This window comes from Alphaproteobacteria bacterium 33-17 (genome assembly GCA_001897445.1).
Classification (GTDB): Bacteria; Pseudomonadota; Alphaproteobacteria; order Rickettsiales; family 33-17; genus 33-17.
The window spans coordinates 28,501-49,582 of the sequence record MKSX01000024.1; the positions used below are offsets into that span (position 1 = coordinate 28,501).

At 33.4% G+C, this 21,082-nt stretch carries 13 protein-coding genes and 1 tRNA gene; 4 read left to right on the top strand and 10 right to left on the bottom strand.

Going from position 1 to position 21,082, the window contains the following annotated elements:
- Positions 1–68: 68 nt before the first annotated feature.
- Entirely contained in the window at positions 69–1,526 is a 1,458-nt protein-coding gene (locus tag BGO27_02820) for a hypothetical protein (protein OJV13138.1), read from the bottom strand.
- 185 nt (positions 1,527–1,711) lie between these two features.
- Here BGO27_02820 and BGO27_02825 point away from each other — a divergent pair, with 185 nt between their 5' ends.
- Positions 1,712–2,632: a hypothetical protein gene (locus BGO27_02825; protein OJV13139.1), complete on the top strand. Its 921-nt coding sequence runs from the start codon at positions 1,712–1,714 to the stop codon at positions 2,630–2,632.
- Positions 2,633–2,722: 90 nt separating this feature from the next.
- On the opposite strand, the gene BGO27_02830 is transcribed toward BGO27_02825, so the two are convergent.
- From BGO27_02830 to BGO27_02860, 7 genes are all read right to left on the bottom strand, one after another.
- Positions 2,723–6,586 carry a hypothetical protein gene (locus tag BGO27_02830; protein OJV13140.1) on the bottom strand — a complete coding sequence of 1,288 codons (3,864 nt, stop codon included), beginning with the start codon at positions 6,584–6,586 and terminating at the stop codon, positions 2,723–2,725.
- Complete coding sequence (locus tag BGO27_02835) at positions 6,586–8,904, bottom strand: hypothetical protein (protein ID OJV13141.1); 2,319 nt, start codon at positions 8,902–8,904, stop codon at positions 6,586–6,588. Before BGO27_02835 ends, BGO27_02830 begins: the two co-directional genes overlap by 1 nt.
- 215 nt (positions 8,905–9,119) lie before the next feature.
- A complete protein-coding gene (locus BGO27_02840) occupies positions 9,120–9,653 on the bottom strand; it encodes a hypothetical protein (GenBank protein ID OJV13142.1) in 534 nt (177 codons plus the stop codon).
- A 188-nt stretch (positions 9,654–9,841) separates the two neighbouring features.
- Positions 9,842–11,098: a hypothetical protein gene (locus tag BGO27_02845; protein ID OJV13143.1), complete on the bottom strand. Its 1,257-nt coding sequence runs from the start codon at positions 11,096–11,098 to the stop codon at positions 9,842–9,844.
- An 84-nt stretch (positions 11,099–11,182) separates the two neighbouring features.
- On the bottom strand, positions 11,183–11,620 hold the full coding sequence (locus tag BGO27_02850; protein ID OJV13144.1) for a hypothetical protein: 438 nt from the start codon (positions 11,618–11,620) through the stop codon (positions 11,183–11,185).
- Positions 11,583–12,710 carry a succinyl-diaminopimelate desuccinylase gene (locus BGO27_02855; GenBank protein OJV13145.1) on the bottom strand — a complete coding sequence of 376 codons (1,128 nt, stop codon included), beginning with the start codon at positions 12,708–12,710 and terminating at the stop codon, positions 11,583–11,585. The genes BGO27_02850 and BGO27_02855 overlap by 38 nt, the downstream gene beginning before the upstream one ends.
- The gene (locus BGO27_02860; GenBank protein ID OJV13146.1) at positions 12,703–13,518 is read right to left on the bottom strand and encodes a 2,3,4,5-tetrahydropyridine-2,6-dicarboxylate N-succinyltransferase; all 816 of its coding nucleotides are present in this window, start codon (positions 13,516–13,518) and stop codon (positions 12,703–12,705) included. The genes BGO27_02855 and BGO27_02860 overlap by 8 nt, the downstream gene beginning before the upstream one ends.
- A 61-nt stretch (positions 13,519–13,579) precedes the next feature.
- Between BGO27_02860 and BGO27_02865 the strand changes: the two genes are divergently transcribed.
- Entirely contained in the window at positions 13,580–16,990 is a 3,411-nt protein-coding gene (locus BGO27_02865; GenBank protein OJV13147.1) for a DNA polymerase III subunit alpha, read from the top strand.
- A 68-nt stretch (positions 16,991–17,058) separates the two neighbouring features.
- Positions 17,059–18,126: a hypothetical protein gene (locus BGO27_02870; protein OJV13148.1), complete on the top strand. Its 1,068-nt coding sequence runs from the start codon at positions 17,059–17,061 to the stop codon at positions 18,124–18,126.
- A 179-nt stretch (positions 18,127–18,305) separates the two neighbouring features.
- Here the strand turns inward: BGO27_02870 and BGO27_02875 are convergent, their stop codons facing one another.
- Positions 18,306–19,832, bottom strand: a complete 1,527-nt coding sequence (locus BGO27_02875) for an apolipoprotein N-acyltransferase (GenBank protein ID OJV13149.1) — start codon at positions 19,830–19,832, stop codon at positions 18,306–18,308.
- Positions 19,822–20,838 carry a hypothetical protein gene (locus tag BGO27_02880; protein ID OJV13150.1) on the bottom strand — a complete coding sequence of 339 codons (1,017 nt, stop codon included), beginning with the start codon at positions 20,836–20,838 and terminating at the stop codon, positions 19,822–19,824. Before BGO27_02880 ends, BGO27_02875 begins: the two co-directional genes overlap by 11 nt.
- Positions 20,839–20,931: 93 nt before the next feature.
- Between BGO27_02880 and BGO27_02885 the strand changes: the two genes are divergently transcribed.
- Positions 20,932–21,023 (top strand) — tRNA-Ser (locus tag BGO27_02885).
- Positions 21,024–21,082: the final 59 nt, after the last annotated feature.

Genomic DNA, 21,082 nt, shown 5'->3' on the forward strand with positions numbered 1-21,082 from the left:
AACACAAGACTATTTGACTCTCAACAAAAAAGATTAACCTTTTTTTAACTAATAGCTGCAAATTTTAACTACTTTTTCCAAAAATTCTTATTTATCAACACCATAAAGGTAATAATCTCTAATCTACCTATAATCATAAGTACAATCAGGTTCCATTTTGCAAAAGTTGGTAAGTTGTTAAATGATCCGTCTGGATTAATATGCTCTCCAAGACCAAATCCAGCATTAGAAAGTGCTGATATTACAGAACTTATTATGGTAATGCCATCAAGATTACTAAGTGACATTATAAGCATTCCTACCATCATTACTATAAAATAAGAAACCACCATAATAACTGCGCCCATAGCGACCTGATCATTGAGGTATTTGCCATTATAATGGATTTTAAATACCCCATGAGGATGAATTAGCGTATTAATATAATTACGAATCACTTTAAATAAAATTACAATTCTGAATACTTTTATACCGCCTGTGGTGGATCCTGTCATCCCGCCAATTATAGCGGCGATTATAAGGCAAAACTTAGGAAACATATGCCAGTTATCATAATTAGTGTTGGCAAAGCCAGTAGTTGTGAGTACAGAAATAGTATTAAAAAACGAATAATGAATTGCATTCACCAGTTCATAAGTTTTGGTTAGGTAATTATATAAAAATACAGCGGTTCCTATAACTAATATAGTGCCTAAATAATATTTAAACTGAACATCCTGTCTGATTTTATCAAATTGTTGATGCTGTAAGTGATAAAAATGGATAAATGAAGTAGCGCCGAATAACATTAATACCATTAAAATTATATCAATTTTGAAGTTTTTAAAATACGCAACTGAATTGTCATAGTTTGCAAATCCGCCTGTTGATATAGCGGTTAAAGTGTGGCATATTGCATCAAAAAAACTCATTCCAAAACTATATAGCGTAAATATACCAATTGTAGTCATGATCATATATATTGTAATAATAATGATCGATATACTTTCCACTTTTGGCAGGATTTTATCTGATTTTTCGGTGAATTCCATATTGAACATCTGCATTCCACCAATTTTAAGGTTTGGTAATATTGCAACTCCGATTACAACAATTCCAAGACCTCCAACATAATTAAGCAAACTTCGCCATAATAATATACCTGGGGATTTATGCTGAAGATTGACTACAACAGAAGCCCCACATGATGTTAGCCCTGATACAGCCTCAAAAACCGCGTTTGTAACACCTAAACCTTTAATGCTAAAATAAAGGGGCAGGGCTGTATAAATACAGGCAAATATCCATATCATTATAACAGTTAAAAATCCATATCGTGGTGCAAAGTATGCTGCTCCCTTAGTAGTAAGTATAGAAAATATATTTAGTAAAAACCCAATAGCAATACCAACAACGCCAATTATCACAAAGTAATAATAATGATTATTATTGTGGCAATAATCCCAAACCCCAGGAATAAGCATTAAAAGCCCAAAAAATATAAGAACAAAGTTTAAAGCTTTAATGGTTGATTCTCTTCTGGTCATGACAAATACTTTCTAGGATTTTTTTAAATCTTCGCAAAAATATAGAGTTTTGTAAAATGATAATATTTCCAAAAGCACTATTTAAATTTCTTAAAACTCAATAATTTATTTAAAATTTTTTATATAGGCTGCAAGTTATTTAATAAAATGCTAATATCCCCGCGCAATTAGAGTTGGGGAATAATATGCTAACAAAGGAGCAGCAATTATATAGTGCTGTTAAAAATTCAAGTATTGATAAGGTACGGACACTTTTAAATAATGGTGCAAACCCTAGTTGTTTGATAATAGTTCAGACTGAAATAGCATCGGGAGAACTACACCGTGAAACGCCACTCCATTTAGCTGCTACTCTTGGTGCAAACGATATCATCCAGATTTTGCTTGATTTCAAGGCAAACGTTGATGTTTTAGACAGTTTCAAATGTACGCCGCTTATGGCAGCAGTTTGTTCCAACCATGTTGAGGCTGCGGCATTGCTGCTAAAAAATCATGCAAATGTAGATTATAATAATGAAGGTTATACGGCGATCGCTTATGCTATTATGTCTTCTTATGATAAAATGGTAGAGTTGTTAATTAAACATAACGCTTGCGTAAACTTTACGCAGTCTCAGATAACTGAGCTGCTTATTTGCGCCGCAAGACATCATGATAGTAAAATAACAAAACTTGTATGGCAAGAAACGTATTTATCTAATAAATACAGGCATGTAAACGCTACATCTTTAATAGATTATTTTAAAGAAGAAGAGGAGGAATTTTCAGGCTTTTTAAAGAAAAATAATATTCCTGAAATACCTCTTAATTATTTTAAAAATCTTCCATTAACTTACATAGAGCTTATCAGGTTTTTACAAGTTATTGGTAGTTTTGTAGCTTGGGATTATATTCAAAATAATAGGAAAGGCGAAGTAATCAGTCCCCAAAAATTTTTTAATTGCCTAGTAGTATATAGGGGGGCTGTAAATAAAGCTGCATGTACAATACTACCCAGTGAAATAATAGAAGAAATTTCCCAATATAACTATATAGACAGTGCATCACTTCATAGCTTTAGATTACAGTTAGAAAGAAGAATTGAAAACAACACAAGATCATTATAAAAACTTGTTTAAATATACAATGAATATGTATCAGCAAAATCTTTAAGAGTTATGCCATGTACATCACTCAAAAAGACCTTGCTGAAATTTTTACATATGCTGCTGAAACAAACTTTTTTTAGCATTGCTAAGAGCATTAGCATGATCACCTGATATTCTTGATACTGAGTTGACTCTTAATGGCGAGTCATTAACTTCTTTGATATCAAGAATAGGAACAAGTCCACCAGTAGGTTCTAATAATGATCTGAAATGCTGAGACTTTCTTTCTACTTGTATAGTAGAATCCATTATTTTAATATTTTGATTTTTAATAAGCTTAATAGTAGCATTAATAATTTTTTGTTTTTCACCTGCACGGTTAATATCATATCGTGAGTCATCAAGATCGACCGTTCTGCCAGTATCTTTAATTAATTGGTTTTGATAATGATATATAATTGCATCTTCAATTTGAGTTTTCGTAGAATTATCAGGTATATTAATGCCTCTGTTGTCTGCAAACATTCTTAGATACAGCTCACTTCTGTTTAGGAGACCGCCCTTATTTAAAATATGATATCTAACATTCAAATTATGAACATCAATAGTATTTTCCGATAGATCCTGATCGCTTGGTCTTAGATTCCACATTACATCAGCAAAACCTGTAGATAAGCTTTCTACAACTGCATCTTCAGGCATATATTTAAGCGGATGTTTTTCTTCCTGGTGTACAATCGAAATTACTGAAGCATTACAGTTTACAGCAAACTGTTTAATTTTAGACATTACAATATTTTTAACAGACATATGCATTTCAGCATTAATTCTGTCTATTTCATTGATATCATCAGGAACACCATAGGAATCCTTAAATCTTTGTGACATCTCTAAAATATTGCTTGAGCTGCTAATATGGTCATCGTATTCTTTATTAAACGGAGTGTTAAAAGTTGCGCACAAAATATGATGAATCTCTGATTTTGTCAGCATTCCAAATTGATCTGGAAGTGATGAAATAGATTCATCTAATATGAGCAGCCTTGTTTCCAAATTCAGCATTGCCCTTACTAAAAGAACCCTCATCTTCTGACCGCCCGACATTCCTCCGAAGCTTTCATTTAATGGGTCGACACCATTATCAACCTCATAATATTTATTATCTAGTGCAACACCCGCCATAAGGCTACGTATTTTAACTTTAATTTCGTCTGATTTTAGGCTGCCGTTTTCATTAAAATAAACCTTATTATCACCTTCATTTTTAAGGTCGGCTGTCATAAATTCATATACGGTAAGGTTGCCTAAAATTGGTGGGGCTTCTTGCGGTATATAAATAATGCTTTCGGGTTTTAAATTTTTGTCTCTTTCCATTTTTCCACTAAATAAGCGCCAGAAATCAGAAAGTATTGCAGTGGTAACAGATTTTCCACCACCTGTCTGACCAGAAAACTGAATAACCTTTCCTTTTAAAACTTCTAAATTGGAATTAAGTCTGATTAAGGTTTTCGTATCTTTAGAATCGCCAGATGTTCCAAGTATACCTGTCATAGTTTTGGTTATCATATCTGCAACAGCAAACCCACTGTGCGCAGCATATGGTATCTTAATTTGCATGCCTGCATTAAGTTTCACCCATGCATTTGGTATTTCATTCGCAACATCTACTTCAGACTTGTAAATATTAGCAATTGCATTTGTGCTGTAATTATCAAGCCTGATGCCTGCAACCAAAGTATCAAGCGACCCTGAAAGCTGTTTAGTTATGCTATCGCCTTCTTGTCCTATAATACGGTTGTCTGGTCTGCTTTGATCAATAATAAACTTACCTAAAAACTGTGCTAAGAACGAATTTGTATCGATAAGGCCGTGTGACATGCCGATAATTTTAACTAAAACATCCGCAACGTCCTTGAATGAGAAAGCGTATTTTTTTAAAGCTTCTGCAACCCTTGACTTATGAGCGGTTTTTTTCCTTTCATCTTCCAGGATTTTGCGGGTTTTATCATTAGCCTTTCTATATGCGCCTTCTAAGCCTGCCTTTTTAATAGTCACTGCTGAAGTATCAGATTTTTTCTGGTCAGATTCTAAAACATCTGTTTTTATCATTGCATCGATAACTTTAACTGCATTAATTTTCAATATAGACTCAGAAGAGCTGTTAATAAAACCAGCAATATCACTTGCATATTTTGCAGTTAGTGCTGGTAGAGTAAATATTCCGCCGATATACTCCCATATATCTTTGAGTGCGTTATATTGTGGTGGTAGGTTCTCAGATTTGCTTTTAAATTCTTTTGAAATTTCAGGGTTAAATTTAACAATATTTCCAAGGTTAATAAGCAAGTTTTGAAGTTTAACATTACTCGCGCCATTTGAAACATTATTAATTACTTTCGTAAACTTTGAGGTGGCAAATTTTTGAATAGTATCTTTAATAAAAATATCAGAAGAGGCATCTAATGCCTGTTTAGCAAAAGTATCAATTGAATTGATAAAATTATCATTAACCAGATGGTTTTCTATCATATTTCTAATATCGATATGATCTGATAACAGAAGCGCAGCTAATTGTGGAACAATAATTTTTGCATCAAGTTTTTTTAAATCTAAAATTTTAGTAATTTGATTTTTAGCGCTTACAATATTTTTATCATCGGGGTCATTTACTAATTTTGCAAAAACTTTATCAATAACTTCTTTGTTGCTTGCGCATGTAGAAAAATCTTCATTAGCAATCTGGTTAATAATAGGTCTTAAAAAATTGGTAACAACAATTTCGCTAATAATATCAACCAGTAGATTTTTATTATTTTTAAGGTTTGCAGTAACTTGACTAATAATTATTTTTAATGATGCAACATCGCCTGCTTGCCATAAATATCTCATAAAATCAGACAAGTTTTGTTTAGACGAGAATTTATCCTGAATACTAGCAGCAAGAGTTGAATCTTTTGGAACGATATTTGCAATAATTGGGTTGTTGATGCTTAAGCTTGCAGCTATTTGCTGGGTAATCTGAGGATTGTTGCCTGCAACTCTGAAAAATATATCGGCAACATTAATATTTGATTGTACCTTTAAATCTGAGAGTACAGCTTTAATGTTAAGGAAGTTACCCAGGTCTTGATAATTGCTATAAGATCCTCTAATCATTTTGAATACGGTTTTAATATCGTTAAATGATACAAACCTTGAACATTCGATAAACTTAGAAATATAATTCAGTAAAGTAGGCAAAAAGTTTATCAGATAACCAGCGCCATAAACAGTAGCTGAAGAATATGGATTGGATATAATTCTGTGTAGAGTAAAAGCTAGTCTTATTGCCTGAAAGCTAAGATCACAAGCGCCATGCATAGTGTTGAAATAAAAGTCAAAATTATAGCCAATACTGTTTTTTATGGTTTCTCTTGAAACAGAATTACCTGTTGCAATTGTATAGTTAAGCATCGCTTCTTCAGAAGCCTTAAACTTATTATCATAAAACTGCTCAACATATTTTTCTTTAATTTCAACGGCATATTGTCTTGATTTCACATCAATTACGCTATTTAAAGCTATGCAGCTTAACATACCAAATGATGCATATGAAAAAACTGACTTTACAGCAAAAGCATGAGATGCAACCATTGGAAAAATTGTTTGAATTACATATTTAAGCGATTCACCTAATAATAGTTTTGCAGTTGTTTTTTTGTTATTTCTGGCAACATCAAAAACATCATTAACTCCGACTAGTCTGGTATATTTATATAGCAAAGCCGCGCCATAACGCATTTTTTCCATGCGGGAGGTTTTCTTTACAGTAATATACTGCGCGTATTTTGCATATTCAGATTCAAAGTAAATATTTAGCAAATCACTTTGGAACTGTTTTACTGATATTTCAATAGGTTCGCGGTTATTTTTAATAAATGCGGCTTCTAAGTCTTTGATTCTTCTATCTATTATTTGCGCAGGCTTTAACATTATACACCAGTTATAAACGGATTATTAAACATATTTTCTCTGGCATTGTTTATATGTGCATCCCGAAAAGATTGCAAATCTTTATTGCAACTATTGGTTTTGTTATGGGAAATTTTGTCTTTAGATAAAAAATTCAGTTTATCTGATCCAAATATATCAAGCCTTTCTACCTCATTAAGTTCCTGAAATTTCAGTCTTTGTTCATCAAATTTCGCTAATTTACCTAAAAAACCATCATGAAAATGTGAGGTAAGGGGCTGATAATACATATTTTTATTCTTTCTGTCATTTTCAAATACAGCATTAAGTGTAATAAGCCTTAAAAACGGTATATGGCTTGTAATAATGCTAAAAGCCAGCATTAAATATTTATCAATAAAAAAATTCCTAAAATTTTTAGGTTCATTTTTAATTTTAGATTCATATGCATTAGAAACTTTTATTAATTCTGGGGGCATGAACTTACTTTTCCAGAGGCTAATCTTTGATAACGATGAATTTTTAACCCTATTAAAATATTCAGATGCGCTATTTTTCTTATCCTCATTTAAAAAATAATGATAAAATGCGTATATACTAGCAAAAATAGGTGCTAAAACTATAGTATATACCATAAAATTCATGGATAGATTTTTTAAAGTATTCAAACTTACTAAAGTCTTTGCGGTATGCAGCACTTCATTTCCAGCCATCCGCAATGCATTGTTAATGCCTAAATCACTTTTAATAAGCCCATAAATCCAATAATTTGATAGAAATACTGTAAGTAACGCAGATAAATCTTTCGATACAAAGCTTGCTCCAAATGCAGCGCTGTAGATCGCTATATATGGCAATATAAAGTTACTTGCAACAGATATAGCAAACTTAGGAAGTATAAATGAAACTAAGGCGCAAATGCCAAATGCCAAGCCTAAATTATAAATATTTATTTTTTTCCTAAAGTTAGTATCAAAGTTATATTTGTACTTAGTCCAGTTACTAAAATCACTTGTAATGCATAAAAAAGTATAGCCAATGAGCATAGATCTATTAGCGCTCAAAACTAACATATGGCTAGCTATTAGATTAATGATAGTTTGTATTTTTGATGGGCGATGAACATAAAGACCATGTTTTTCACCAATAAAGATTGATTTAAAATCACTGTATGCGCTTTTAATTCTGGATTTATTCAGAGTTAATACACCTCTGGTGAGATTATAGATTGATCTAAGAATAATCTCGGAAATTTCTAGTACATTTAATAATATCAAATCATAAAAAATCCTAAAAGGGGTAAAAAGCTTGATATTAAAGATTATTGAAAGCCCGCCTGCAAGATTAATAAAATTATACCACCATTTTTTTGACAGATAATTATACAATCTTTTAGAATAAGTTTCGGGATTATTTGCAATGTATAGGCTGCTAAAATAAATATCGTTTGCAACCTTTAAATAAGCCTTTCTAATCTCATCTTTTGAGAGGGATGGGTTATTATTAATCACATGAAATAAGGCAACAATCTGAGGGTAGGTTTCTATCTCAAAATCATGGATATATCCAGCTAAATCAAAATAAAATTTTTTATTATTTTTGCTAATCTCTTTTAAAATTAGCTGTTTATTTTCGTTAGCTTCATCATAATTTTCTTTAATATTTTGCAGAGTAACGTTTGACTCACTTTCAAATAGAATTCCTAAGGCAATGTTAATTTTACTTTTATAATTATTTTCTATGAGTTTAAAACTATTGTTCAATTTCTCAATATGATCTGTTGGTAAGTTTATTTCAGCTAAAATATTGTCTAACAATTGTTTTGATGAATCTTTATTAGTTAGCGCTGCAATAATTTTTGTATCAATAACGTTACTAATTCTTAAACTTCTGGCTATTTTTGCTGCTGTCAGAACCTTCATTGCTGTTATAGAATGACTAACGATATTCTCAAGCTTAGCGTCTGATAAATTTAACTCTTTCTGTTTGTTACTAAGTTTTTTTAATGATAAAAAACCGCAGTTTTCAATAGTTTTAATATCATCGTAAATTAGCTTGGTATTGCTAAAAATTGAATCAAGTTTATTTGAAAAACCTGCTATTACATTATATATTTCTGATTCGTTAAATGTAACTCCGTTTGAAGATAAGATTTTGAAACATGTTTTACTTAAACTATTCTCATCAAAAAAGATGTGGTTGTTTTTATCGCTATTTTCATTAAATCCATTAAAATCAACTTCTTCTAAGATATCTCTTAACAATAAATCATATTTTTCCTGAGATAATGACTTTATAAGTGATTCTTTAACGGAGTCTTCTAGCAAGCTTGCAACCATTGATATACCGTGAAATTTTCATGCATTATTAATAAACGCTGAATTATACTCATAGATTCAACTTAGTCAATATTTGACTGGATACTAACGGTTTGGGAATAATAAGTAAACCATGATAAATGGTATAGTGAATTGAGTTGTGTTTTGCACAGAAATAATGAGCGATATGTAGAAAAATCTACATAAGCAAGGAAATGACGCATGCACATCTCAACTTAAAAACTATAGTCAGTTTCAAATGTATGGATATCAATATCGTAATTGCTTGAACTATAAGTAGTTATTTCACCATGATTATCATGAGACATGTCCAGTAAGTTTTTAATATCAAAACCCTTATCGCAGACTACAACATAATCTTCGCCGCTAAAAGTGCCGCCTTTGTGTGCTATGCCATTATTATATTCAACAAACTTTATAGCAGTAAATACTTCATTATGAAAGTCAGAGCCTTGTTTTGTACTATATATAAAAGGCTTTAGCATTTCGGTTCTTTCCTTGTGAATATCTGGCTGAATGTGTTTAAAAACATCTTTTAGACCTTCGCCTTTTAGTTCTTCTAGTCTTTCCTTAGTTTCTTTATGAATATCTGGCTGCTTTAAATGATCAGGTATATCAAAGTCAAACTGGCGAACTTCTAAAGTTTTGCCATTGGTATCGGTAACAGACAGGAACTTTTGAGACATGAATTCATTGTCACCGCTAACATCAAACTCAATTTTTTCAAACTTTATGTTGTATTTACCCATAATATCACCTGATTTATTTTTTAATAAATTTAGTATAGCAATTTGATAAGTCTGTGTAAATATTAAAGAATTATTATAATAATTAAAGCTAATTTAAAGAAAAGTTTGTTTGAATAAAAGGGTTCGGCAAGCTTATTTTGCTAGGTTGCTATATCGCATTTACCAGCTTAAATCCCTATTAAAAGTCGCTATTTGTGTCTTTTTCGATTATCCTTATTTCTAGAGTTTTTAGCATTTTCAAGTCTATCAATAGGCTTGGCAGGTGTTCTTTTCTTTACAGTAGAAGATTTTTCACCTTCTGCAACTGGAAGGTTGTTTTTTGTAAATTTTGCGGTGTTATTTGCAGGTAATTTTGTATTTTTTTGCTCCTTAACATTATTATTCTGTTTATCTACCTTTGCGCTGTTATCAACATCATTAATATTATCTACGTTCAGTTGCTTGGTTTTTATTCTTACAGATTCAACGGCGTCTTCTAAGCTTAATGTATTTGTACTTACTGAATTTATTATTTCAGAAAAGTGGCTATTTAAAAAAACAGATAAATAAGGCTTATCCTTTTCTAACTTAACAAAATCTTCAAATTTTAGCTGACCAGATTCAAAAAGCGCATTTATATTATTTATATCATTTAATACAGCGCAATAAGTATCGGGATTTATAATCGCTAAATCAATAATATCTTTGAAACTTGCTTTGCCAGAATCAATCAAATCCTTTATGGTTTTAGCTTCTTTTAGCATAACATAATAAATATTGCGGCTCGTAGTAATAAGCTCAAGAATATCTTGAAAACTTGATGAATTATCCTCAAGAAACATTTTTATTTTAGGAGTGTCATTAATTATAAGATTATATATTTTAGGGTTCGTAAAGGATAGGTTAGCAATCTCTGCAAATTTTATGTTACCAGACTCAAGTAACGCTTTTATTTGATATCTGTCTTTTAAAATAAGACAATAATTTTCAAGGTTTGTGCTTGCTAGCTTAACAATCTCTGCAAACTTTACCTTATTAGAGCCAAGAAGAGTGTTTATTTCAAAGCTAGTATGTGATATATAGTAATAAGTCGGAAGTTTGTTGGTTGCTAGATTAACAAGGTCTTCAAGCTTTACATGACCAGTCTCAAAAAGCGAATTTATTTCATAAATATTATCTAACATAATATTATAAATTTCAGGTTTATCAGTAGCAAGCTTTACAATCTCACCAAATGTTACATGATCATAATCCATCAGCGTTTTTATTTTATCGATGTTATTTAACACGTCGCAACAAACTTCATTGTTGGTACGAGCTAACTGAATAATCTCATCAAAATTTACTTTATCAGTGAACAATAAAGTTTCAATAACCCATGCGTTGCCATAGAGTATCATACAAGCTGTGTCGCCTAAATCAGTTCTGTTTTTTTCAACAAGTTCTTTGAATTCTGTCATTTTCATAAAGAGTAACCATTATCAAATTTCATTAATAATGATAGCATATATAAATGGTTACCAAAAATAAAAATTGCGCTTTTATTTATTTTACAACACAAATCCCTCGATAAGTTCTAAGCTAAACCGTGGAGAGGTTATTATAGATTTTCTGTAAATAATATCATCACAATCCGCCCATTCAATAAATCTTCTCTCTATATCAGGGTCGTTGAAAAGAATATTTCCTATTGGTCTATTTCCAAGACTTCTTAGCTTATCTGTAATCTCCTTACTAGATTTGCCAATATCATAAATAAGCGACGCTTTTACAATTAAATTATCGTCCAAATATTCATCTACAGAGCGATAGATAAAGCCATTGTCTTCATACTGCTGAACATTTCTAAGGCTTAAGGTTTTATCAGGAAAATTATCCTGAATATACTTTGTAAGTGAGCCTTCCCATGTAAATGCCTCAGCGTCAAATTTAGGCGGGTTTTGCTCCCAGTCATGCCATATCATAGAATCTTTTAATAATTTCAGCATATGATTCCGTAAGATTTTTAATATCAGCGATTGGGGTTGCTTCGTTTACCTGATGAGCAGTCTTATTAACCAATCCATACTCAATAACAGGGAAATGCTGAGCAATAAACCTAGCGTCAGATGTTCCGCCCGTTGTACTGAGCTTAGGGTAAAGTCCGTTCACCTTAAAAAGCGCCTCATTTATCACATTAATAGCTGCCTGATTATTAGTAATAAATGGCCTTGCTGAATCTAAACTTTCAATAGAGTACTTGCAATTACCTATATTATCCTGAACAATTTTCTCAACAATATTCTTTAAAGACTCAGGGCTTTGCTGCGGATTATATCTAACATTACATTTAAGGGTACAGCTTCCTGGAATAGTATTACGTGATTCATTGCCTGTTTCAATTGAAGTTACTTCTAAATTAGATGGGCTAAAATTTTCATCCCCATTATCTAAAATAAGTTTAGACAGTTCATAAGCTATTTTGCCAGATGCCGCCATCGGATTAATAGCATTTTCAGGATATGCAGCATGACCCTGCTTTCCTATAATTTTTATATCAAATGATGCAGAGCCTCTGCGTCCAATTTTTGCCATTTCTCCCATGATATTAGGGTTTGTCGGCTCACCGACAATGCATAAATCAATATTAATGCTACTTTTCGCTAAATAATCAAGTATCGCAGGAGTACCGTAATTATTGGTGATTTCCTCATCATTTGATATTAATAGCGACATTTTGTATTTGGTAGCATCTGCATCTTCTATAAACTCTCTAGCTGCTGAAACAAAAGAAGCAATAGCTCCCTTCATATCTACAGCACCACGACCGATTATAGATTTATCTTGCTCTAGTGCCTCAAATGGGCTTTGAATCCAGCCATCTCCTGCTGGGACTACGTCCATATGTCCTGCAAATGCTAAGTGCTTAACACCTCTGCCTATTTCGGCATATAAATTAAACCCTTGTTTTGATTCAATTTTCTTACAGTTAAAACCTAAATCTTCCAGATAATCTTTTAAAAAATCAATAGAATCTTCGCTACTTGGAGAAACCGTATTAAAACTAATTAGCTTTTTTAGAAGCTCAATATCATCCATTTCTTAAAATCTCGTTAAGTTCAGTTTTTGATAAGGTTTTGCTATCTACTTGCTTGATAATAATTGCAGCATATTTAGATGTTTTGCCGTCACCTGACATAATATTACCCGGAATAACAACTGATTTTGGCGGAATATAGCCATAAGTAATTTCACCTGTCATTTGGTTATATATCTTGGTGCTTGCCGCAATGTATACGCCCATAGAAATTACCGCTCCGTCACCAACTCTAACGCCTTCTGCAATTTCACTTCTTGCTCCGATAAAGCAGTTGTCACCAATAATAACAGGGGAGGCTTGTAATGGCTCTAACACACCACCAATTCCAGCACCACCAGATATATGGCAGTTTTTACCAATTTGCGCGCAGCTTCCAATTGTTGCCCAGGTATCAACCATTGTACCCTCACCAACATACGCACCAATATTTATAAAAGATGGCATAAGCACTACGTTTTTCGCAACATAACTTCCGTACCTAACAATAGAGCCAGGAACTAACCTAAAGCCTGCTTCTTTAAAATTATCTTCTGTCCAGCCTGCTGTTTTAAGAGGTATTTTATCGAATGCTGAATAGCTTGTCATATCATATGGTCTGCTTGTCTTAACCCTGAAATACAAAAGCACAGCTTTTTTCACCCATTCGTTAACCTTCACATCTCCGTTTTCTAAAGCCTCTGCTGCCCTCAAAGTACCATTGTCTATAAGCTCTATTGCTGTATGTATAGGGGATTGATCGCTATTTGCTAAATCCTTTATTTCCCAAAGTTCTTTAATTTGTTTTTGTAAATTTTCGATATTCATGATAACTATATCCTTATATTTATTAAATCCAATCTATGACGTTTAGTTATTTTTGCAAGTTTTTATGAAAGATTTTGTTCATTTACGCGCCCACAGTGCTTATTCTTTGGCTAAAAGTATGCTCAAAATTGAGGATATGATAAGCCTTGCCAAAGCAAATTCTATGAATGCACTGGCAATTTGTGATGAGCATAACCTCTTTGGATCGCTTGAATTTTCAGAATATGCTGTAAAAAAAGGCTTAAAACCAATAATCGGCGTGCAGCTTAGGGCAGAATCCCCTTTCGGATATGGCGAAGATGAAATTTGCATTTACGCTAAAAATGATGCAGGACTTAGCAATCTTATTAAAATAGTAAGCGATAGCTATACTAACCGCCCTGATTTTAGTAAGCCACCGATTGTTACATATAATCAGCTTATTCAAAATAAAGAAGGTATTATTTTACTAAGTGGTTTTGAAAAAGGCTCAGTTGGCAAACTATTGCTTCAAAACCACGAAAAAGACGCTGCAAAATTTGCAGGCAATATTGCCAAATCATTCGATGGGCATTTTTACATCGAGATCACAAGGCAAGACGATGACCTGCATGATTTTGAAGAAAAAATGATAAACCTTGCATACGATCAGCATATTCCGCTTGTAGCAACTCACCCTGTATTTTACCCACAAAAATCAGCTTATGAGGCATTTGATGCTCTAAACTGCATTGCCAATGGTGAATATATTGATGCAGAACATCGTAAAAAGCCAAATCCTGAAAAGTACTTCAAAACCAAAGAAGAGATGAATGAGCTTTTTAGTGATTTGCCAGAAGCACTTGATAACACTGCAAATATTGCAATTAGATGTACGGCTCGAATGAAAAGCCGTCAGCCGATGCTACCAAAGTTTAGCGATGACCAAACCACCAGTGAAGATGAAATTTTTGCAAACTTCGCAAGAGATGGACTTAGAGACAGGCTAAAGGTTAAAAAAGAAATTGAGAAAATCAGCGACGTTGACTTTATAAACGTCACTAAAGAATACTTCGACCGCCTAGAATTTGAAATAAACGTTATCACTTCGATGAAATTCTCAGGTTACTTCCTGATAGTCTCTGACTTTATGATTTGGGCAAAAAAGAATGACGTACCCGTAGGACCAGGTCGTGGTTCAGGGGCGGGATCACTTGTTGCATGGAGTCTTCAGATCACTAACCTTGATCCTATCAGATTTGGACTTCTTTTTGAGCGTTTCCTTAATCCCGAGCGTGTATCAATGCCAGATTTTGATATCGACTTTTGTCAGGAAAAACGTGAGAAAGTTATTAATTACGTAAAAGAAAAATACGGCGAAGAAAGAGTTGCCCAGATTATTACATTCGGTAAGCTTCAGGCAAGAGCAGTAATTCGTGACGTTGGGCGCACTATGCAAATGCCGCTGCCTCAGGTTGACCGCATTTCTAAAATGGTACCAAATAATCCTGCAAACCCAGTTAATTTATCTCAGGCTATAGAGCTTGAGCCAAACCTTCGTGAAGCAATAAACAACGACCCTCAGGTTAAGAAGCTTATAGATATTGCGCTTCAGTTAGAAGGTCTTTACAGGCACACATCTGTACATGCGGCAGGTATCGTTATTGCTGACCAAAATTTGGTGAATGTTGCCCCTCTTTACAGGGATGATAATTCAGACATGCAGTCAGTTCAGTTCTCCATGAAATATGCAGAAATGGCAGGTCTTGTTAAATTTGACTTCCTCGGACTTAAAACCCTTACTGTTATTAAATGCGCTCTTGATTTGCTTAAAGATCAAGGAATTGTAATTGATATTGATAATATAAGCTTTGATAACCCTGATGCATATAAAATGCTTTCTAATGGTGAATCGGTTGGCGTATTCCAGTTCGAGAGTAAAGGAATGCAAGATGCGCTTCGCAAGCTAAAGCCTGATACCATCGAAGATTTAATAGCACTTGGTGCATTATATCGCCCAGGGCCTATGGATAATATCCCAACCTATATTGCACGTAAGCATGGATTAGAAGAGCCTGATTATATTCATCCTACTTTAGAAGGGATTCTTAAAGAAACATTTGGCGTTATTATCTATCAAGAACAAGTAATGCAAATTGCTCAGGTTTTATCGGGTTACTCATTAGGTGGCGCTGACTTACTAAGACGTGCGATGGGTAAAAAGATTAAAGCCGAAATGGATGCCCAGCGCGACTTATTTGTAAACGGCGCCAAAGAAAATGGTATTGACCCCGCGTTTGCTAGTGAAGTATTTGATTTAGTAGCAAAATTCGCAGGCTATGGCTTTAATAAATCACACGCTGCTGCATATGCCGTAATTGCATATCAAACCGCATTCCTAAAAGCAAATTATACAGCTGAGTTTTTAATTGCATCACTAAACTATGATATTGATGATACAGACAAAATCATGATGTTTATTCAGGAAGCAAAAAAATTTGGCATTACAGTTCTTCCGCCAGATGTTAATAAATCCCAAGCAGTATTTTCTTTGGAGATTGATAACGAAGGCACAAAGTATATTCGTTATGGTTTAAGCGCCCTTAAGAACGTTGGTCGAAATGTTGCTGACTCAATTGCAATAGCTCGCGGCAATAAACCATTTAAGTCGCTTGAAGACTTTGCACAGAGAGTTCCCTCAGAAGCTTTAAATAAAAGGGTTATTGAAGGTTTTGCCAAATCAGGAACAATGGATAATTTTGTACCAAATCGTCGCAAACTATTTGAAAATGCCGAAATTATTGCTAAATCATCATCTGGCAGCATTAATACTTCACAAATTAGTTTATTCGGCTCTCAAAAGCAGCAAAACAATATTGAGCTTGTTGAGTTTGAAGATTGGCCGTTTACTAAACGTTTAGCCTTAGAAAACGAAGCTTTTGGCTTTTACTTTTCTGATCACCCGCTTAAGGCATATCAGTATTACCTTGATAAATATAAATTTAAGGATTACAAATACATTCAGGAAAATTTAGAAAAATCAGGTATTTACAAGCTTGCTGTTGTTCCTTCTGAACTTAGAATGAGGGTATCTAATAAAGGCAGGTTTGGTTATTTAATGGTGTCTGACCAAACCTTTAACTATGATATTGCTGTATTTGAACAAGACTTACTTGATGCAAAACGATCCGTTATGGAAAGTGAGCTACCTTTATATATAACAGTTGAAGCAAGAAAAGATGAGGGCGGAATAAGGCTTACGGCGCAAGATATCGATTTCCTCGATAAATTCCTTATAAATCAGTCACAAATGTTGCTTCTTGAGACTGCAAATATTGACCTTATAAACTATCTAAAAAAATGTGAAGCAAATGACGGTATTAAGGTTAAGCTGAAGTTTTTAAATAAAAATCAGCTGGTTACAATGGACTTAGGGTCATATTTTAACCCAAGCGTATTCGACCTTGAACTTATAAGGGAAAATATAACAGACGTTAAAATTGAATTTGTAGAGTAAATATATCTTTACTATTTGTTAACTTTATTGTATTAATTCCTTTATAATTATTTTAAAGGATTTAGAAAATGAAATTAATCATAGAATATGCTCATAAAAAACAATGGCAGGCATTATACGATACACTTTTATCGCCACACCAAGAATATAAACAAGAAGATCTAGATACCACATTATCACTTATTGCTCAGGTTCACCCTAAGCAAGTTCGTAAATCTAGCATAACTGAAGTTTTAGAAAATATTTCTTTAAACAACAACCCTAACACTGTTGATGCTTATGATGTTATCGTAGAGTCTGCAAAGATTTTAATTCAAAAAGGTGCAAATCCTAGCTTTAAAAATGAGGCAGGGCAGTCACTTGTACATTTGTCGATTGCTCACGTATATATCAATCTTGCATTAGAGATGATGAAATCACCTAAATTTCAACCAAATTTGGCAGATAATGATGGTAAAACACCATTACATTTAGCAGCTAGCCTTGAAAAATTAGATTTAATTGTAATGTTAACAAATTTAAAAGCTAATGTTAATGCAGCTGATAATGATGGTTATACACCACTTCACAATGCAATTAATGAAGGTAATTTAGAAATCACAAAATACCTAATTAAAAACGGCGCTGATATAAACAGAAAACCAGCAAAAAACCATGCCGATACTCCTTTAAATGTTGCTGCACATAAAGGGCATTTTAATATTGCGGTTTTATTATTAGCATTAGGTGCTGATAGTAAAGGTATAACAACACGCAATGAAGAACTTGCGAAAATATTGGTTACATCTAATCCAAAACAAGCTGCAATTAACTGGATTAAAGAGTATAACTGGGATATTGCATCTAAACTTGAGCCGATTAATAAATCCCCTGAAATTGAGAAAAAAGTAAATGCTACATGGACAGATAGCGTGCAAAGAAGCAGAAGCTGCAGCAGTAGCAAAATTACACTTAATAAGTCTCAAATAATTAGAAATACTGTTGAGCAAGTAAATGATGTTTATGATGATATCTTAAGAAGCAGTACAAAATATTTCTGGACTGGAAACGATGCAATTGATCAAATCTTAAAAGACGACATCAAAGACAGATTAGCTAAGCAAGTGTCAGAGTCAAAAGACAGAGGCATTGCATAATACTTGGGTTATAGTAAATTAGGTTCAATTTGACACAGGAATAACGAACGAAATGTAGATATGCCTACATGAGTGAGGAAATGACGCATATCAAATTGAACCTAAAAAAACTATATCAAAGTTAGAGGTCTAGGGAATGCTTTACGCACTCCATAGTCCTCAATTTTAAGCAAAATCTGCTATTTAGACTTTACCCTGCGTACAGTTTTATCACCTACTAAAGAAAGCATTACTATAATTAGAAATGCAGCAAATAACTTGCTTTTATCAAGCTTTCTCGCATAAAATCCTTTGTTAGCTGATTTTGGAATATTACTATCTAACGCTTCTTGCTTGTTAAGCTGAGATATAGTAACTTCCCTGCCATAACTATCTGTCACTGCTGATATTCCAGTTCCTGCGGCTCTGATCAGTGGTAAGCCAAGTTCTACACTTCTGGTTTTTGCCATTGCATAATGCTGATAAGGACCCGAACTATCACCAAACCACGCGTCATTAGTTAAGTTTAAAATTGCGTCATAATGTTTTTTTCTATTGTAATTTAGCTTAGGAAAAATTGCCTCATAGCAAATAAGCGGCAATATATTTAACCCATTTACTGTTAAACTAGAATCGTTTCTATCTGAAAACTCAAAATTTTGTGAGCCATGAGTAATTTTGGGAAGAGGCAGAAATTCTTTAAACGGGATAAACTCACCAAATGGTACAAGCTTTACTTTATCATAATAATCAACTATTTTTCCTTCTTTTTGAATCGCAATTATTGAGTTCCAAATTTTAAATTCTGGGCTGTCCATCTCGGTTCTAACTGCACCTGTTATTAAAACCCCATGCGGCTCAAGTGACTGCGTAAGTGATGTCGACAAATTACGTTTAATATCAACAAGCTCTGGGAAAGATGACTCAGACCAAATTACAAAGTCAGACTTACCACCCTGAGAAAGCTTTATATGTTTCATAATATTATTATAACGCTCAGATTCACGCCACTTCATTTTCTGTTCAATGTTAGCTTGAATAATTTTTACAGTTTTATCTGTAAATTCTGGCTGATTATTTTTAAGCCTAAAGTAGCCAAAAGAAGTCATAATTATTAGTATAATAATTGGTGCTACAAGAAATCTTTTAAAGCCAGTAGTAATATATTTTGCAAGTAGTAAAAATACAAAAACAACTACAAAACTTAAGCCATATACACCAATAACATTAGCGCTTTGCAGTAATGGCAAGTATCCAGAAAAAGTATAACCAATCATATTCCATGGGAATCCCCAGAATATTATTTCTCTAAACATTTCAAACATTACCCAAACACTTGCAAAAGCCAGGGTTTCTAAATAAGGATTATGAATTTTAATTTTATTGCATATTGATACAGCTAGGGCAGGGTATAAAGCAACATAAGCAGGCACAGAAAATAATGCAAACGGAACCAAAAACCAGAATGATTCAATATCTGTAAAAAGCGATATGCAAATCCAGTAAAGCCCTACAACAAAATGCCCTAAAAATAACCAGAAACTTAAAGTGAATATTTGTTTAAATGTATGTGGCATTTTCAGCATTAAGCTAATAACCACAAAAAACGGTATTAGTAGCGGCAAAATATAATAAGGCGCAAATGCAAAACTACTTAGTCCACCTATTGCAAAGAGTAAGTAGGGCGCAAAACGAGAATGTATAAAGTTATTTAAATTACTCAGCAATTTCAAACTCCTGTCCTGGAAGTGGCGCTATAAAGCTGGTTTTATCAATATTATGCCTTGTTAAACTTTCAGCAAGTTCTTCTACTGCCTGATTGTATCTATCTTCTGCTAAATTTGCGAAGCAATTAAAATGCATACCGATAGAAAGCTTAGATTTCATGGTGATATGCGCCATTACAGCTTCTTCTGGGTTGATATGCGAGTTTTTCATAAACCATCTTGGCTCATAAGTTCCAATAGGTAAAAGTGCAATGTCAAAGTTTCCATATTTTGATGCAAGTTGCTCAAAATGAACGCCCCATGCTGTATCTCCCGCAAAATATAATTTTTTGCCTTTATATTCTATAACGAAACTACCCCATAAAGTTTTGCTTCGGTCAAATAGTCCACGAGCAGACCAGTGATGTGCGGGAGTATACGTAATTTGAATTCCTTTATTTTCCATAGTTTGCCACCAGTCCATATCATGTACTATTTTAGCATCAGCATTCTTTTTAATATATTTTCCCAGCTTAAGTCCTGTATATATTACTGGGTTATCGCGTTTAACAAGCATTTCAATTGTTGGAATATCGAGGTGGTCATAGTGACTGTGCGATACTAAAACTATATCGATTTTAGGCAAACTTTCAAATGGAATCCCAGGAGCGTGTACTCTCTTAGGACCAGCAAAACTAACAGGGCTTGCTCTTTCTGAGTAAATAGGGTCAGTTAAAATATTAAGCCCCGCAACCTGAATTAAAAAAGTTTCATGGTTGATGTAAGTTACCTTAATTTTACCTTCAACTTTTGGCTCTATATTTGGCTTTAAATTATTTTCAACCCACTCTGGCCAATCAGGAGTATTTCTTTCCCATCTCCATTTTAAAAAGTCCATAAAAGTATTGGTATGTGGTTCCTGGTTATAGAACCTTTTGCCGTCGTAATGGGCGGGTTTTAATTCCATATTTGCATAAGACTCGTTAATAATTAAAGTAAAAAGAAAAATGATGTAAAATATTTTCATAAAAAAGCTGAAATTTTATTTGTAAAATAGTAATTTATGTTATAAAAGTATTCAGTACAAAGCGCAAGATTAATATGCGTGTCTATTTTTCATGGAGAAGTGGCCGAGAGGTCGAAGGCAGCGGTTTGCTAAACCGTAGTACGGGTTAAACCGTACCGGGGGTTCGAATCCCCCCTTCTCCGCCAGACTTATTGGTTCTCGTCATTGCTGTATGGGTTCGGAGTATCGGTGACGGAATTTTGAG

Coding starts and splice junctions, on each gene's coding strand:
- BGO27_02850 (OJV13144.1), bottom strand. CDS start 11,620: ATGCTGAAATTATTAAAAGATTCTATGATATGGCATGACTGGGAGCAA.
- BGO27_02840 (OJV13142.1), bottom strand. CDS start 9,653: ATGGGTAAATACAACATAAAGTTTGAAAAAATTGAGTTTGATGTTAGC.
- BGO27_02820 (OJV13138.1), bottom strand. CDS start 1,526: ATGACCAGAAGAGAATCAACCATTAAAGCTTTAAACTTTGTTCTTATA.
- BGO27_02825 (OJV13139.1), top strand. CDS start 1,712: ATGCTAACAAAGGAGCAGCAATTATATAGTGCTGTTAAAAATTCAAGT.
- BGO27_02845 (OJV13143.1), bottom strand. CDS start 11,098: ATGAAAATGACAGAATTCAAAGAACTTGTTGAAAAAAACAGAACTGAT.
- BGO27_02870 (OJV13148.1), top strand. CDS start 17,059: ATGAAATTAATCATAGAATATGCTCATAAAAAACAATGGCAGGCATTA.
- BGO27_02880 (OJV13150.1), bottom strand. CDS start 20,838: ATGAAAATATTTTACATCATTTTTCTTTTTACTTTAATTATTAACGAG.
- BGO27_02855 (OJV13145.1), bottom strand. CDS start 12,710: ATGGATGATATTGAGCTTCTAAAAAAGCTAATTAGTTTTAATACGGTT.
- BGO27_02865 (OJV13147.1), top strand. CDS start 13,580: ATGAAAGATTTTGTTCATTTACGCGCCCACAGTGCTTATTCTTTGGCT.
- BGO27_02835 (OJV13141.1), bottom strand. CDS start 8,904: ATGGTTGCAAGCTTGCTAGAAGACTCCGTTAAAGAATCACTTATAAAG.
- BGO27_02830 (OJV13140.1), bottom strand. CDS start 6,586: ATGTTAAAGCCTGCGCAAATAATAGATAGAAGAATCAAAGACTTAGAA.